This is a genomic window from Klebsiella sp. C360 (assembly GCF_048822415.1).
Lineage (GTDB): Bacteria > Pseudomonadota > Gammaproteobacteria > Enterobacterales > Enterobacteriaceae > Klebsiella > Klebsiella quasipneumoniae.
The window spans coordinates 185369-201236 of record NZ_JBMEZZ010000006.1 but is presented as its reverse complement, the minus strand read 5'-3'; the positions used below and the strand labels follow the sequence as shown (position 1 = coordinate 201236).

Here is a 15868-nt window from a genome sequence, read left to right as displayed (position 1 = left end):
ATGGGTTACGGCGCAATACCGTTATTCGACAGGCAAGGCGGTGGTGTATTTTATCTGTTCCATGGCAAAACTCGAAGTGACATCCGACAGCCCCGGCACGCTGTTCACCAAACGTTTATAAAAGTCGTCATAGCGCTTCATATCGGCCACCTGCACCCGCAGCAGATAATCATACTCCCCCGCCATCCGCCAGAAGCCGAGCACTTCAGCCATCTGCGTCACTTCGCTCACAAAATGGCAATACCAGTCGCTGCTGTGATGTTGGGTCTTGATCAGGACAAACGCCGTCAGCCCCAGCCCCACCTTTTCCGCATCCAGTAAGGCGACGCGCCCGCGGAGAATACCCTCATCCTCGAGTCGTTTCAGGCGTTTCCAGCAAGGGGTCGTGGTCAGATTAACGGCATCAGCCAGCGCCTGCAAAGAGAGGGTGCAATCTTCCTGCAGCAGCGCCAGCAGCTTACGGTCAATTTTATCTAACATAGGGCCACCAGAGAGAATAATTTACTCCCGCAATTGTAATTGAAAGGCTAAATAGCAACAATTTTTCCCGCACAATCCGCTAAGCTGGGCACAAAATGACAAACAGGAATCCGAGATGAATAGCGCCTGGGTAAAACACGCCATTAGTGAAATTAACGCCGACTATCAGCGTTCCGCCGATACACACCTGATTCGCCTGGCGCTGCCTGGTTTTCCCGGGATCCCGATTTATCTGAAGGATGAAAGTACGCATCCGACCGGTAGCCTCAAACACCGTCTGGCGCGGTCGCTGTTTCTCTATGGCCTGTGCAACGGCTGGATCAAAGAAGGCACCACGATTATCGAATCGTCTTCGGGTTCGACCGCGGTTTCTGAAGCCTATTTCGCCCGCCTGCTGGGGCTGCCGTTTATCGCCGTGATGCCCTCCTGCACCGCCAGACGCAAAATCGAACAGATCGAGTTCTACGGCGGACGCTGCCATTTTGTGCAGAACGCCTGCGAAATCTACGCGGCTTCCGAAACGCTGGCGCGCGAGCTGAACGGTCACTATATGGATCAGTTTACCTTCGCCGAGCGGGCCACCGACTGGCGCGGCAATAACAATATCGCCGACAGTATTTTCCGCCAGATGAGCCATGAGCCGCATCCGCAGCCATCGTGGATCGTGATGAGCGCCGGCACCGGCGGCACCTCAGCGACCATTGGCCGCTATATTCGCAGCCAGGGCTACGAGACGCAGCTGATGGTTGTCGACCCGCAAAATTCGGTGTTCCTCGATTACTGGCAGACTCGCGACGCCAGCCTGCGCAGCCCGGTCGGCAGCAAAATTGAAGGCATCGGCCGCCCGCGGGTCGAGCCATCATTTATTCCCGACGTTGTCGATGAGATGCTGCGCGTGCCGGATGCGGCAAGCGTGGCCACTGCTTTGTGGCTGGAAACGCAGCTTGGACGAAAAGTCGGCGCCTCGACCGGAACCAATATGTGGGGGGTGCTGCAGCTGGCCGCGCGGATGCGCGAGGAAGGACGCACGGGTTCCCTCGTGACCCTACTGTGCGACAGCGGCGAGCGTTATCTGGAAAGCTATTACAACCCACAGTGGGTGGCGGCCAACATCGGCGATATCGCCCCCTGGCAGGCGGAGCTCGCCCGGCTGGTCGGCAGAACATAAAAAAAAGCCAGATAGAATGCTATCTGGCTTGCTGGAAGGGTCTCTCTATTCGGGGGAATAAGGAAGATCAGGATTATCCAGCCAATGCGTTAAAAAATGGGAGACCGCCTGATGCCGGCAGTCGCCGATAACCGGGAGATGCGGCAGCTCGGCTTTCAGCTGCGGCATCGCGTTGCCCATGATGAACCCCCGCCCGACGCTGCGAAGCATCTCGCGATCGTTCATCGCATCGCCGAAGGCCATGCACTCCTGTAGGGTGAGGCCCAGGTGCTGGCTCAGCCTCGCCAGCGCCGCGCCTTTATTGCAGCCAACCGGCAGCACTTCCAGACAGTCCATCGCCGAGAAGCTGAGAAACGCGCGCTGGCCCAGCGCCTCATTCAGTTGGATCCGCAGGCGGCGCAGATCGTCATGATCGCCGCAGAAGCAGATCTTGGTGACATGATGCGCCGACATACGTTTCGGATCGCACAGTTGATAGCGAAACCCGCTAAAGACATGCGCCTTCAGCAGCTCTGGCCTTGCCTGGCCGGTGAACCAACCGCCGTCATTAAACACGTGCATGCTGGCCCGGGTATCCCATCGACTATGCAGCACTTCTTCCGCTACCTCGGGATTGAGATCCTGACGGTACAGCTCCTCCCCTTCCAGCGAGTGGATGCGCGTCCCGTTGCCCGTGATCAGAAAGGCGTCCAGGGAAAACTCACCCATCACATGGTGCATCTCCAGCGCATGGCGGCCGGTGGCGAACGTCAGGGTGATATCGCGTTCCCGCAGCCGTTTCAGCGCGGTGAGCGTCTTTTCTCCGAGACGATGGTCCGGCATCAGCAAGGTGCCGTCCATATCAAATGCTGCCAGTTTTGCCATGGTGTTTTCCCCAATGTGTGATGGGCTTCGCTTGTGCTGCAGTATCACCTGGGATATACGGAAGTAATAGTGAATAGATAATATAAATTGTTCCGGGTTTATTACGGCCCGGTGGACGACAGTGCTTATGCGACTCTTACACCGTTTAAATCAGTACCAGCGGCTGTGGCAACCCTCAGCCGGGGCGCCGCAGCAGGTCACCGTCGGCGAACTGGCGGAACGCTGTTTTTGCAGCGAACGCCACGTCCGTACCCTGCTGCGTCAGGCGCAAGAGGCCGGATGGTTAAGCTGGCAGGCCCGCTCCGGGCGCGGCAAGCGCGGACTGCTCTCTTTTTACAAAACGCCGGAACGTTTGCGCAATGAGATGATGGAGCTGGCGCTGCATAAAGGTCAGCAGCAAAACGCGCTGGAGCTGGCGCAGCTGGCCCCGGTGGAGCTGAAAGCCCTGCTCCACCCCTTTCTGGGCGGTCAGTGGCAAAACAATACCCCGACGCTGCGTATTCCATACTATCGCCCGCTGGAGCCGCTACGCCCCGGCTTTCTGCCCGGACGCGCCGAGCAGCATCTGGCCGGGCAGATCTATGCCGGGCTGACGCGCTTCGACGAAGGCGACACTATGCCGATCGGCGATCTGGCGCACCACTGGCAGGTCTCCCCTGACGGCCTGCGCTGGCAGTTTTATATCCGCTCCACGCTGTGCTGGCACAACGGCGATGCGGTGGAAACCGCACAGCTGCGGCAGCGCTTACTGCTGCTGCTGGATCTGCCCGCCTTGCGGACCCTCTTCGCCAGCATCAGCCGCATCGATGTCACTCACGCCCAGTGCCTCACCATCACGCTGCATCGTCCTGACTACTGGCTGCCGTTCCGCCTCGCCAGCTATTGCAGCGTGCTGGCCCATCCTGACGATCCGGCCATCGGCTGCGGACCGTTCCGCCTGAAGCGGTTTAGTCCGGAACTCGTCCGCCTGGAGAACCATCCCCGCTACCATCTGCGGCATCCGCTGATCCAGGCGGTGGAGTACTGGATCACCCCCCAGCTCTTCGATCGCGATCTCGGGACCAGCTGCCGCCACCCGGTGCAGATCACGATTGGCGATCGCGAAGAGCTCCATAACCTGCGCCAGGTCAGCAACAGCATCAGTCTTGGCTTCTGCTATCTGACCCTGCGTCACAGCCCTCGGCTTAGCAAAGCGCAGGCCCAGCGGCTGGTATCGATAATTCACCGCTCATCGTTGCTGGAAACGCTGCCGCTCGACGAGGATCTGATTACGCCAAGCCATGAGGTGTTGCCGGGATGGTCCATCCCGCAGGGGACGGAAAACAGCGCGGTGCCGCTGCCGGCCAGGCTCACGCTGCTCTACCATCTGCCGGTCGAACTCCACGCCATGGCCGAACAGCTGAGACAGCGGCTGGCTGTACTGGGCTGCGAGCTGACGCTTCTGTTTCATGACGCCAAAAACTGGGAGGGCTGCCAGCATCTGGGGCAGGCCGACCTGATGATGGGCGACCGCCTGATCGGCGAAGCGCCAGAGTATGCCCTGGAGCAGTGGCTGCGCTGCGATATGCTGTGGCCCAATTTGCTGACCGGGGCTCAATATGCCCATCTGCAGGCGACATTAGACGCGGTACAGGCGCAGCCGGAAGCCCGCAGCCGCAACGATGCGCTGCGCAACGTATTCAACAACCTGATGGAAGACGCCATCATGACGCCGCTGTTTAAATACAACTATCGGATCAGCGCCCCGCCGGGTGTCAATGGCTTGCGCCTCAACGCCCGCGGCTGGTTCGACTTCGCCAGCGCCTGGCTGCCGGCGTCGACGTGAGAGAGCTGGTGGTGGCGGGCGTCTGGCGCTACCATATCGCCTTTACTCATTAAGTCAGGAATTGCCATGAAACGCGCCGTAGTTGTCTTCAGCGGAGGACAAGATTCAACCACCTGTCTGGTGCAGGCTCTGCAACAGTATGATGAAGTGCATTGCGTCACTTTTGATTATGGCCAACGCCACCGCGCGGAAATCGACGTTGCGCGCGAACTCGCCCTGAAACTTGGCGCCGTCGCGCATAAAGTGCTGGACGTTACCCTGCTCAATGAACTGGCGGTCAGCAGCCTGACCCGCGATAACATTCCGGTACCGGACTATCAGCCTGATGCCGAGGGCATTCCCAATACTTTTGTCCCGGGCCGCAATATTCTGTTTTTAACCCTGACGGCAATCTACGCCTATCAGGTAAAAGCCGACGCTATCATCACCGGCGTGTGCGAGACCGACTTCTCCGGCTACCCGGACTGCCGCGATGAGTTTGTCAAAGCGCTGCACCACGCCGTCAGCCTTGGGATGGCGAAAGACATTCGCTTTGAAACCCCACTGATGTGGCTGAACAAAGCCGAGACCTGGGCGCTGGCCGACTACTGGGGTCAGTTGGATCTGGTGCGCCGGGAAACCCTCACCTGCTACAACGGCATTAAGGGCGATGGCTGCGGCCAGTGCGCCGCCTGCAACCTGCGCGCTAACGGGCTCAACCAATATCTGGCCGATAAGGTCGGGGTAATGGCGGTGATGAAGCAAAAAACCGGCTTGACACAGGCATAGCCTCCGAGAGGTATCTGCCCGAAGCTTCAGTCCAAATTCCCCGGTGGCGCTACGCATACCGGGGCAAGGGGTTCATTACCTTCAGGAGGTCGAAGCGCGCCACCGCCCGGCACGCACGCGACGGTTGTCAGCGCAAGTTCATCTGGTCGAGTTTCTCACGCAGTTCCCCTTCCAGCGGCAGCGCCTTCTGGGTTTTCAAATCAATACAGACGAAGGTGATCAGCGCATCGGCCACCACCTCGCCATTGGGGTTGAGGGTGACCACCTGGCTGAGCGTGCCGCTTTTGCCGTTGAGTTGCTCCAGTTTGCTGCTCACCGTCAGCACATCGCCCAGGACCGCCGGACGGCGGTAGTTGATATTAATATTCACCACCACGAAGGCGATGTTTTTCTCGGTCATCCACTGAAACGCCGGACTATTTTCCAGACCATCCCAGCGGGCCTCCTCAAGGAACTCCAGGTAGCGTGCGTTATTCACATGCTGGTAGACGTCCAGATGATAGCCGCGAACTTTAATTTGTGTCTGCATAGCATCAATGCCTTTCTGTTATTGTTGTTTGTGAGGTAAGAGGTCACACCACTTAATGCAACCTCTTTATCCTGGCAAAAAATCACCGCTGTGCAAGCGCTGGCATAAAATTTACAGCGTCAGATGGGCTAAATTCCGCTCCACCAGCGCACTGCCCATCCCCGGGACCTGCTTCAGGTCATCAAGGGTTTTAAACGGCCCGTACTCCTCACGGTAGCTGACAATCGCCTGGGCTTTTTTCAACCCCACGCCATTCAGAGCCTGCGCCAGCTGCTCGGCGCTGGCGTGGTTAATGCTGACTTTGGTCGCCCCGTTGTCGGCCTCGCCGGGTTCCGCTTTCGCTTTCGCCGAAGAGGACGCCGGGACATGCTCTTTGGTTACCACCGCTTTGCCGCTGGCGGGGGCGGCCAGCGCGCCCTGTGCGCCTACCGCGAAAACCAGAACGCCCGCGGCCATCAGTGCTTTTATTCCATATTTCATGCTGATATCTCCTTGTGTGTAGACAGCAAGGCTACGATAGCGTCAGTGCGGATGGCCGACAAAAGGCAAATCACAGAAATGGAAAGGGCCGCGAAAGCGGCCCCTGAGGATTACATGGTGTTGCGTATTTTTGCGAAACGACGCGAAATTACTGCTGCTGGTCGATGCTGTCGCCCAGCTTAATTTTCGCCGCCTTGCGCAGGTTGCTCATCAGCGCTTCGAAAGCGATTTGGGCATTGTTCTGGGTAATCCCCTGAACCATAGCCTTCTTCTGCTCTTCCGGCATGCTGCCTGCTTTCACTTCATCCAGCGCCACCAGCACCACATCGCCTTGCATGTTGCTGCCAACGCCATAGACCGGTTTGCCCTGCTGCGGCAGCGGCAGAGTGAATGCCAGCTGGCTCAGCGGATCCTGGCCGGTACGGGAAAGCGTCTGTGGCGCGCCAAAGCTCAGGCCAGCCGCCTTCATCGCCTCATCGCCTTTGCCGTCTTTCAGCGCCGCCAGCAGCTTATCGGCATCCAGCTTCGCCTGCTGTTCCGCTTTATTGTGCTTAACGATATCGCTGACCTGCGCCTTCACTTCGGCCAGCGGTTTCACCGCCTCGGCTTTGTGCTCGCTGATACGCAGAACAAAGGCGCGATCGCCATCAACGGTAATGATGTCAGAGTTGCTGCCCGGCGCGCCGTTCACACCGACCAGACCGCCGTTGAAGATAGCGTCAGCGACCGGTTTAAAGTTCAGCTCTTCCGGCAGGTTATCGCGGCCAAACCAGCCGGTTTCCACCACCTGCACTCCGGCGACCTGCGCCGCGCCCGCCAGCGATTCATTATCGTTGCTGGCCGCATCGCTCACCTTCTGCTGCAGCGCATAGTAAGCATCCAGCGCTTTCTCCTGCTTCACTTTCGCCGCAATGTCATTGCGCACGTCAGCCAGCGGTTTGACCTGCGCCGGCTGGACGTCGTCCAGACGGGCCACCAGGAAGCCAACCGAGGATTTGATCACCCCGGAGAGCTGGCCTTTCTCTTTCAGGCCGGCCTCTTTCAGCTCAGGCACGGTAGAGGCATCTTCCATCCACCCCATATCGCCGCCGTTGCGGGCAGAAATAATATCGGTCGATTTTTCTTTTGCCAGCGTGGCGAAATCAGCGCCTTTTTGCAGCTCGGCCAGCACCGCTTTCGCGTCGGCTTCAGTTTTAGTCTGAATCACGCTGTAGCGATTACGCTGCGGCTGAGTGAACTGATCTTTATGCTGGTCATACCATGACTGGATTTCTTCGTCAGAGGCGTTTTCCTGCATGCTGGCGGCATCCATCTTGATGTAGCTCACGCGGAACTGCTCCGGCGCCATAAAACGGGCCTGATTCTGCTGCCAGAAAGCGTTGATTTCCTCATCGCTGGCGGTCTGTTTTGCCGCCAGGGCGTTGACGTTGATGGTCGCTTCGCGGACGACACGCTGCTGAGACACCAGCGCCGCCAGCTGATCGGACTCGCCCGGCAGCATGAAGTCGGTACCCGCAATGGCGTTAATCAGCTGCTGCGTGGTCAGCTGGTTACGCAGCGCCTGGGCGTACTGATCGGTGGTCATTCCCATCTGGGCGACAATACCGCTGAAACGCTGGTTGTCGAACTTACCGTTCGTCTGGAACGCCTGGGTCTGGAAGATCGCCTGCTTCACCTGCTCATCGCTGATGCTGAGGCCCAGCTCGCGGGCATACTGATCCAGAAGCGACTCATCGATCAGGCGGTTCAGCACCTGCTGGCGCATGGTTTTCATGTAGTTTTCGTTCGCCGCCAGCTCGGAGAACTGGTCGCCAAGCTGCTGCTGCATACGGTTACGTTCGCTGGCGACGGCGTTTTCAAACTGCCCACGGCCAATCTCCTGGCCATTCACTTTTGCGGCATAGTTTTTGCCACCGCCAATCAGGTAACCACTCACCCCGGTCAAAATGAACGAGACGATAATGATACCGAAAATAATCTTGAGCACGACGCTGTTGGCGGCCGTGCGTAGGTTGTCCATCATGGTGTAACAACGCTCCGCTGTAGATGACTTTAGCTCGCGCAGCATAGCACGTGATGGCCGCCGCGCGTGAGGACGTATTTTGACAAGAAAACAGGGTGATTGTCAGCCCACAAGTGGCGATAAACACACATAAAGTGGTCTGAAAAGGCAATAAAAAAGGCACATCTCACGATGCGCCCTTGTACTTCGTCACATTCCCTGACGGGAAAGCCGATCAGTTCACCGCGTCTTTCAGCGCTTTACCAGCACGGAAGCCCGGCACTTTTGCGGCAGCGATAGTAATTTCTTTACCTGTTTGTGGGTTGCGACCAGTACGGGCGGCACGTTCTTTAACAGCAAAGGTACCGAAACCTACCAGCGCAACGTCATCCCCAGCCTGCAGAGATTCAGTAACAGAAGCGATTAAAGCATCTAACGCACGTCCAGCTGCAGCTTTAGAAATGTCCGCACCCGCAGCAATTTTGTCAATCAGTTGAGATTTATTCACTGTTCTCTTCCTCTCTTTATAATTTATATCGCACCAGAGTCCTTCATAGTGCGACCGCGCAGCAGTTATATCAGGACTGTCATGCCCTTACAACAGCAGTTGTCGATGACCCCCCTGCCAGCGATCTAAGTTAGCTACACAAAAAAAGGCTGGCAAGTCCGAAATGACTTACCAGCCCTATTTTTATCAGCGCAATTTGCGCAGAATCACTATTTCGCGGTCACAACCTGCATGCCGAACGGTTCGTTCTGCAGCGCAAGTGTCAGAACTTCCTCGATTCGTTTCACCGGATGGATATCCAAATCGGCGATAACGTTATCCGGAATTTCTTCAAGGTCGCGTTTGTTCTCATCAGGAATCAGAACAGTCTTAATACCTCCGCGATGCGCCGCGAGCAGTTTTTCCTTCAGACCGCCGATCGGCAGCACCTGACCACGCAGCGTAATCTCCCCGGTCATCGCCACATCGGCGCGTACCGGGTTGCCGGTCAGGCAGGAGACCAGCGCCGTACACATGGCGATACCCGCGCTCGGACCATCCTTCGGCGTCGCCCCTTCCGGTACGTGGACGTGAATATCACGCTTCTCGTAGAAGTCGGCGTTAATGCCCAGCTTGTCCGCCCGCGAACGTACCACGGTCAGCGCAGCCTGAATCGACTCCTGCATCACCTCGCCCAGCGAGCCGGTGTAGGTCAGTTTGCCTTTACCCGGTACGCAGGCGGTTTCGATGGTCAGCAGATCGCCGCCCACTTCCGTCCACGCCAGACCGGTCACCTGACCGACGCGGTTCTCACTATCGGCGCGGCCATAGTCGAAGCGCTGCACGCCGAGATAATCATGCAGATTCTCACCGTTAATTTCGATGTGTTTCAGCGTTTTATCCAGCAACAGCTGCTTAACGGCCTTACGGCACAGCTTGGAGATTTCACGCTCCAGGCTACGAACGCCCGCTTCACGGGTGTAGTAACGAATAATGCCGATAATGGCGCTATCGTCGACGGTCAGCTCGCCTTTCTTCAGCGCGTTGCGTTCGATCTGCTTCGGCAGCAGGTGACGCTTGGCGATGTTCAGTTTTTCATCTTCGGTGTAACCCGAGAGGCGAATTACTTCCATACGGTCCAGCAGCGGCGCCGGAATGTTCATGGAGTTGGACGTCGCCACGAACATCACGTCGCTGAGATCGTAATCCACTTCCAGATAGTGGTCGTTAAAGGCCACGTTCTGTTCCGGATCCAGCACCTCAAGCAACGCGGAAGCCGGGTCGCCGCGCATGTCGGAAGACATTTTGTCGATCTCATCCAGCAGGAACAGCGGGTTTTTCACCCCCACTTTCGCCATTTTCTGGATCAGTTTGCCCGGCATCGAGCCAATATAGGTCCGACGATGACCGCGAATTTCCGCTTCATCGCGCACGCCGCCCAGCGCCATGCGGACGTATTTCCGGCCGGTCGCTTTGGCGATAGATTGACCCAACGAGGTTTTACCTACCCCCGGCGGTCCCACCAGGCAGAGGATCGGCCCCTTGATTTTGTTGACCCGGCTCTGCACCGCGAGATACTCAAGGATGCGGTCCTTCACGCGCTCCAGGCCATAGTGATCGGTATCGAGGATCTCCTGGGCCTGACGCAGGTCTTTCTTGACCTTACTGCGCGCATTCCACGGCACCTGCACCATCCAGTCGATGTAGCCACGCACGACGGTCGCTTCCGCAGACATCGGCGACATCATCTTCAGCTTCTGCAGTTCCGCTTCGGTTTTCTCTTTCGCCTCTTTCGGCATTTTCGCCGCGTCGATCTTGCGCTTCAGCGCTTCGTTTTCGTCCGGGGCGTCGTCCATCTCGCCGAGTTCTTTCTGAATCGCTTTCATTTGCTCGTTCAGATAGTACTCGCGCTGGGATTTCTCCATCTGCTTTTTGACGCGGTTGCGAATGCGCTTCTCAACCTGCAGCAGATCGATTTCCGATTCCATCATCGCCATCAGATATTCCAGACGTTCGTTGACGTCGGACATCTCCAGCACGGACTGCTTGTCCGCCAGCTTCAGCGGCATATGCGCCGCGATGGTATCCGCCAGGCGCGCCGGATCGTCGATGCTGTTCAGCGACGTCAGCACTTCCGGTGGGATCTTTTTATTCAGCTTGATATAGCCTTCAAACTGGCTGATAGCGGTACGAACCAGCACTTCCTGCTCACGTTCGTCAATCGCCGGCGAGTCGAGATACTCCGCTTTCGCCGAGAAATGTTCGCCATTATCAGACAGCGCAGAAATGCGTGCACGCTGTAGCCCTTCGACCAGCACCTTCACGGTGCCGTCCGGCAGCTTCAGCATCTGCAAAATAGACGCCACGGTTCCAACGGTGAAAAGATCGTTTACACCCGGCTCATCCGTCGACGCTTCTTTCTGCGCAACCAGCATGATTTTTTTATCATGGTCCATGGCCGCTTCGAGGCAACGGATAGATTTTTCCCGCCCTACGAACAGGGGTATGACCATGTGCGGATAAACCACCACATCGCGCAACGGCAATACGGGGATTTCAATGCGTTCAGAACGCTCAGGATTCATAGAGCTCTCTCTTAGTTTAAAGTCCGCCAGGTAGCCGACGACGCCACACTCCACTGCATCGTCGTTAATATGTAATCCAGTATATGGGGATGTATTCCACACATTCAACGGCGGGAATGCAGGAAAAATAAAAGGGGAGATAAAATCCCCCCTTTTTGTTAACTGCTTGAGTGAAATGGCTAATTATTCGCCAGATGCCTGCTGAGCTTCCGGTTTGCCGTAGATCAGCAACGGTTTGCTCTGCCCGGCGATAACCGACTCATCAATGACCACTTTTTCGACATCTTCCATCGAAGGCAGGTCATACATGGTGTCCAGCAGCGCCGCTTCCACAATGGAACGCAGGCCACGGGCCCCGGTTTTACGCGCCATCGCTTTCTTGGCGATGGCATCCAGCGCTTCGTCGCGGAATTCAAGCTCTGCGCCTTCCAGGCTAAACAGCGCCTGATACTGCTTGGTCAGGGCGTTTTTCGGCTCTTTCAGGATCTGGATCAGCGCTTCTTCGCTCAGCTCGTTCAGGGTTGCCACTACCGGCAGACGGCCAATGAATTCAGGAATCAAACCAAACTTGATCAGATCTTCCGGCTCGACCTGGGCCAGCAGTTCGCCTTCGCTCGCTTTGTCGGACTTCGCTTTAACCGTCGCGCCAAAACCAATGCCGGAGCCGGTTTCCACACGGTGGGAAATCACTTTATCCAGACCGGCAAACGCGCCGCCGCAGATAAACAGGATCTTGGAGGTATCAACCTGCAGGAACTCCTGCTGCGGGTGTTTGCGCCCGCCCTGCGGCGGAACGGCGGCGACGGTGCCTTCGATAAGCTTCAGCAGCGCCTGCTGCACGCCTTCGCCGGAGACGTCGCGGGTAATCGACGGGTTGTCGGATTTACGCGAAATTTTGTCGATTTCGTCGATATAGACGATGCCGCGCTGCGCTTTCTGCACGTCGTAGTCGCACTTCTGCAGCAGTTTCTGAATGATATTTTCGACGTCCTCACCCACATAACCGGCTTCGGTCAGGGTGGTGGCATCCGCCATGGTAAACGGCACATCCAGCAGGCGCGCCAGCGTTTCCGCCAGCAGCGTTTTACCGGAGCCGGTCGGCCCGATCAGCAGAATGTTACTTTTACCCAGCTCTACGCCATTGCTGGTATCGCCATTGCGCAGACGTTTGTAGTGGTTATATACCGCGACCGCCAACACTTTTTTCGCCTGTTCCTGACCGATGACGTAGTCATCAAGGTGGTGGCGAATCTCGTGCGGCGTCGGCAGCGCGCTGCGCTCGCGGTGCGGCGCAACTTCTTTAATCTCTTCGCGAATGATGTCGTTACATAAATCAACGCATTCGTCGCAGATATACACGGATGGCCCGGCGATCAGCTTACGCACTTCATGCTGGCTTTTGCCGCAAAAAGAGCAATACAACAATTTGCCCGATCCATCTTTGCGTTTATCTGTCATGAGTCCAAACCTCTTTTTAAGTTCTTTGTGCCGCACACGACGACGCAAATGCCATTCTCAGGCGCAAGCCGCCATATAGCGTTGTGCCGCCCTTCATTAGTATATACACAAAATCCTTCGCGCTACATCGAGGCGGTAGCGAAGCTACCGGCCGCCTGCCTGCCCGGCAAGCCTCCGGAAAAATGCCAACCGCTTAGCAGACGTGGCGAGAAGGATGCAGCGTAAAGCGGCACCCTTGCGCCTCGGGCATCAATTACGATGGGTCAAAATAGAGTCGACCAGTCCGTACTCCACGGCTTCCGCAGCAGAGAGGAAGCGGTCACGCTCGGTGTCACGCTCAATCTGCTCAAGAGACTGGCCGGTATGATGCGCCATCAGCTCATTCATGCGTCCTTTCACCTTCAGGATTTCACGGGCGTGGATCTCAATATCCGTCGCCTGCCCCTGATAGCCGCCCAGCGGCTGGTGGATCATCACGCGGGAGTTCGGCAGGCAGAAACGCTTGCCCTTCGCCCCGGCGGTCAACAGGAACGCGCCCATGGACGCGGCCTGGCCCATACAGATGGTGCTGACGTCCGGCTTGATGAACTGCATGGTGTCATAGATCGACATCCCGGCGGTGATCACCCCGCCCGGAGAGTTAATGTACAGGTAAATGTCTTTTTCCGGGTTTTCCGCTTCCAGAAACAGCATCTGCGCCACGATCAGGTTTGCCATGTGGTCTTCGACCTGGCCGGTCAGAAAAATGACGCGTTCCTTAAGCAGACGGGAGTAGATATCAAAAGAACGTTCACCGCGTGAGGTCTGTTCAATGACCATCGGCACCAGGGCCATATGGGGTGCAAAGTTGTCTCGTTCGCCACTGTATGACATTTCCGTCTCCTGGAGTAATTTTAAAATACCTGCTGCACTGATTGTAACCTTACGGACGGATTATCAGCCACAGTTTCTATCCGCTGAACGCGTCACCGCCTCTTCAACACGCGTGCAATTGCGGATGCAGTTGCCTCCCCCGGTAATGGGGATGGCGTTGCCATATTTCAAGCATAACAAGCTTTTGCTGTAACGCTATCATGGTAAATGCGTTTTAGCACCGTGCCTGAGGCTGCATTATCCTAAAAAAAAACCCGCCGCCTTTCGGCAACGGGTTTTTGCCCGAACCTTACACCATCGCGGCGAAATTACGCCTGCTGGTTCATCAGTTCGTTGAAGGAAGTGGCTTTTTCAGACACTTTGGCTTTCGCCAGCACGGCTTCAACAGCCTGCTCTTCCAGCGCCACGTTGCGCATGTTGTCCATCAGCTCTTTGTTCTTGCTGTAGAACTCAACCACTTCTGACGGATCTTCGTAAGCAGAAGCCATCTCTTCGATCAGGCCTTTCACGCGCTCTTCGTCAGCTTTCAGCTCGTTGGTGCGAATCACTTCGCCCAGCAGCAGGCCAACCACTACGCGGCGTTTAGCCTGCTCTTCGAACAGCTCACGCGGCAGTTCCAGAGCCTGTTTCTCGTTGCCACCGAAACGCTGAGCAGCCTGGCGACGCAGCACGTCGATTTCGCTGTCGATCAGGGCCGCCGGAACGTCGATTTCGTTAGCTTTAACCAGACCTTCGATAGCCTGAGACTTCACGCGGTTACGCACAGCGCCTTTCAGCTCGCGTTCCATGTTTTTACGCACTTCAGCGCGCAGGCCAGCGACGGAACCATCTTCCACGCCGAAACGTTTGATGAATTCTTCGGTCAGCTCCGGCAGTTCACGTTCTTCAACTTTCTTCAGGTTGATAACGAACTTAGCCGCTTTACCTTTCAGGTTTTCAGCGTGGTACTCTTCCGGGAAGGTCACGTCGATGGTGAACTCGTCACCCGCTTTGTGGCCTTTGATACCGTCTTCGAAGCCCGGGATCATACGACCCTGACCCATCGCCAGTACGAAGTCAGACGCTTTGCCGCCTTCGAACTCTTCGCCGTCTACGGAACCGGTGAAGTCGATGGTTACGCGATCTTCAGCGTCAACTGCGCCTTCTTTGTCTTTCCAGGTGGCCTGCTGCTTGCGCAGGGTTTCCAGCATGGTGTCAACGTCAGCGTCGGTCACTTCAACAACCGGTTTTTCTACTTCGATCGCTTCCAGACCCTGCAGTTCAACTTCCGGGTACACTTCGAACTCTACCGCGTAGGTGAAGTCTTCCCCCAGTTTGTATTCGCCCGGAACGTAGTTCGGCGCGCCGGCCGGATTGATTTTTTCTTTGATGATCGCGTCAACGAAATGACGGCTCATCAGGTCGCCCAGCACGTCCTGGCGAACGGATGCGCCATAACGCTGAGCAACAACATTCATCGGCACTTTGCCTTTACGGAAGCCGTCAATGCGAACTTTTTTCGCTACGTTGACCAGCTCGCTTTTGACAGCATTCTCGATGCTGTCAGCGGCGATAGTAATCGTTACACGGCGCCCAAGGCCCTGAGTGGTTTCAACTGAAACTTGCATCTTGTTACCTCAAAAAAATCACAGTGCTCGGTCAACTCTGGAAGCGCGTGTAGGTGGCTTCGCAGAACCGGGATGCCCTCTTCAAATCAGAAACACATTCCCTGTCGTCAGAATCATCCCGAAGACATTCATATATAAGACGCGGCATTATAGCGGCATCACTTTTGTGAGTCGAGAACGGTTGTCGCCTGGTGCTGCGGCATTTTTCACATTTCCCGCTCAATTTTGTCCGCAAAAGCGCTGACTTTGCGCATTTTCCAGGCAAAACAAAACGGCCCGTAGGCCGTTTTTGCTAAATCTGCAAGCAACATACTGGAAAAGCGCCAGCGGTTGCAAATGGGATTTCTAGGCGATGCTCCCCGCGCCGCGGCACGGCGGCGAGGCGAAAACCGTATCCTGTAGCGCTTCCCATTCTTTAATCGTGTAGGTGTGCAACGCCAGGGCGTGCACCGTATTCGACAGCTCCTCGGTTAGCGTGCCGTAGATCATACGGTGGCGATTAAGGAAACGCTCGCCAGTGAAGCGATCGCTCACTAACACCACTTTAAAATGACTTTCAGAGCCCGCAGGGACGTTGTGACGATAACTTTCATCCACGACTTCGAGATACATCGGGTCGAACGCTGCTCTAAGTTTTGCTTCGATCTGTTCACGTATCATCATGAATTTTCTCCTCCGACAACGCTGAGATGCCGCCACTCCTTTTAAATGTTAGCCGCTTTTACCGCTTCCATTAGGAGAA

14 protein-coding genes are annotated in these 15868 nt (G+C 56.4%); 3 read left to right on the top strand and 11 right to left on the bottom strand.

Features of this window, described 5'->3' with window-relative positions:
- Window positions 1–21 precede the first annotated feature (21 nt).
- Window positions 22–480 carry an Lrp/AsnC family transcriptional regulator gene (locus tag ACOI7D_RS17680; RefSeq protein ID WP_004204786.1) on the bottom strand — a complete coding sequence of 153 codons (459 nt, stop codon included), beginning with the start codon at window positions 478–480 and terminating at the stop codon, window positions 22–24.
- Between the two features lie 115 nt (window positions 481–595).
- On the opposite strand from ACOI7D_RS17680, the gene ACOI7D_RS17675 reads away from it, so the two are divergent.
- Window positions 596–1648 carry a PLP-dependent cysteine synthase family protein gene (locus tag ACOI7D_RS17675; RefSeq protein ID WP_023288621.1) on the top strand — a complete coding sequence of 351 codons (1053 nt, stop codon included), beginning with the start codon at window positions 596–598 and terminating at the stop codon, window positions 1646–1648.
- A gap of 45 nt (window positions 1649–1693) precedes the next feature.
- Here the strand turns inward: ACOI7D_RS17675 and cof are convergent, their stop codons facing one another.
- Window positions 1694–2512, bottom strand: a complete 819-nt coding sequence (cof, locus tag ACOI7D_RS17670; protein WP_109546602.1) for an HMP-PP phosphatase — start codon at window positions 2510–2512, stop codon at window positions 1694–1696.
- Window positions 2513–2639: 127 nt separating this feature from the next.
- Here cof and ACOI7D_RS17665 point away from each other — a divergent pair, with 127 nt between their 5' ends.
- Both ACOI7D_RS17665 and queC read left to right on the top strand, forming a co-directional pair.
- Window positions 2640–4337: an SgrR family transcriptional regulator gene (locus ACOI7D_RS17665; protein ID WP_109546603.1), complete on the top strand. Its 1698-nt coding sequence runs from the start codon at window positions 2640–2642 to the stop codon at window positions 4335–4337.
- Window positions 4338–4403: 66 nt separating this feature from the next.
- Window positions 4404–5105, top strand: a complete 702-nt coding sequence (gene queC, locus ACOI7D_RS17660; RefSeq protein WP_023288618.1) for a 7-cyano-7-deazaguanine synthase QueC — start codon at window positions 4404–4406, stop codon at window positions 5103–5105.
- Window positions 5106–5232: 127 nt separating this feature from the next.
- Here the strand turns inward: queC and ACOI7D_RS17655 are convergent, their stop codons facing one another.
- The 9 genes from ACOI7D_RS17655 to bolA all read right to left on the bottom strand — a co-directional run bounded on the left by ACOI7D_RS17655 (window position 5233) and on the right by bolA (window position 15789).
- Window positions 5233–5634: a YbgC/FadM family acyl-CoA thioesterase gene (locus ACOI7D_RS17655; RefSeq protein ID WP_023288617.1), complete on the bottom strand. Its 402-nt coding sequence runs from the start codon at window positions 5632–5634 to the stop codon at window positions 5233–5235.
- A 111-nt stretch (window positions 5635–5745) separates the two neighbouring features.
- Window positions 5746–6114, bottom strand: coding sequence for a helix-hairpin-helix domain-containing protein (locus tag ACOI7D_RS17650; protein WP_023288616.1), 369 nt, complete (start codon window positions 6112–6114; stop codon window positions 5746–5748).
- Window positions 6115–6262: 148 nt separating this feature from the next.
- On the bottom strand, window positions 6263–8137 hold the full coding sequence (gene ppiD / locus ACOI7D_RS17645; protein WP_032453854.1) for a peptidylprolyl isomerase: 1875 nt from the start codon (window positions 8135–8137) through the stop codon (window positions 6263–6265).
- A gap of 214 nt (window positions 8138–8351) precedes the next feature.
- Window positions 8352–8624 carry a nucleoid-associated protein HU-beta gene (hupB, locus tag ACOI7D_RS17640; protein ID WP_002444653.1) on the bottom strand — a complete coding sequence of 91 codons (273 nt, stop codon included), beginning with the start codon at window positions 8622–8624 and terminating at the stop codon, window positions 8352–8354.
- Window positions 8625–8833: 209 nt separating this feature from the next.
- Entirely contained in the window at window positions 8834–11188 is a 2355-nt protein-coding gene (gene lon, locus ACOI7D_RS17635) for an endopeptidase La (RefSeq protein WP_023288614.1), read from the bottom strand.
- 183 nt (window positions 11189–11371) lie between these two features.
- Complete coding sequence (gene clpX / locus ACOI7D_RS17630) at window positions 11372–12646, bottom strand: ATP-dependent protease ATP-binding subunit ClpX (protein ID WP_002891807.1); 1275 nt, start codon at window positions 12644–12646, stop codon at window positions 11372–11374.
- 249 nt (window positions 12647–12895) lie between these two features.
- Complete coding sequence (clpP, locus tag ACOI7D_RS17625) at window positions 12896–13519, bottom strand: ATP-dependent Clp endopeptidase proteolytic subunit ClpP (RefSeq protein WP_002891804.1); 624 nt, start codon at window positions 13517–13519, stop codon at window positions 12896–12898.
- 308 nt (window positions 13520–13827) lie between these two features.
- Window positions 13828–15126: a trigger factor gene (gene tig / locus ACOI7D_RS17620; RefSeq protein ID WP_023288613.1), complete on the bottom strand. Its 1299-nt coding sequence runs from the start codon at window positions 15124–15126 to the stop codon at window positions 13828–13830.
- 345 nt (window positions 15127–15471) lie between these two features.
- Complete coding sequence (gene bolA, locus ACOI7D_RS17615; RefSeq protein ID WP_002891649.1) at window positions 15472–15789, bottom strand: transcriptional regulator BolA; 318 nt, start codon at window positions 15787–15789, stop codon at window positions 15472–15474.
- Window positions 15790–15868 lie beyond the last annotated feature (79 nt).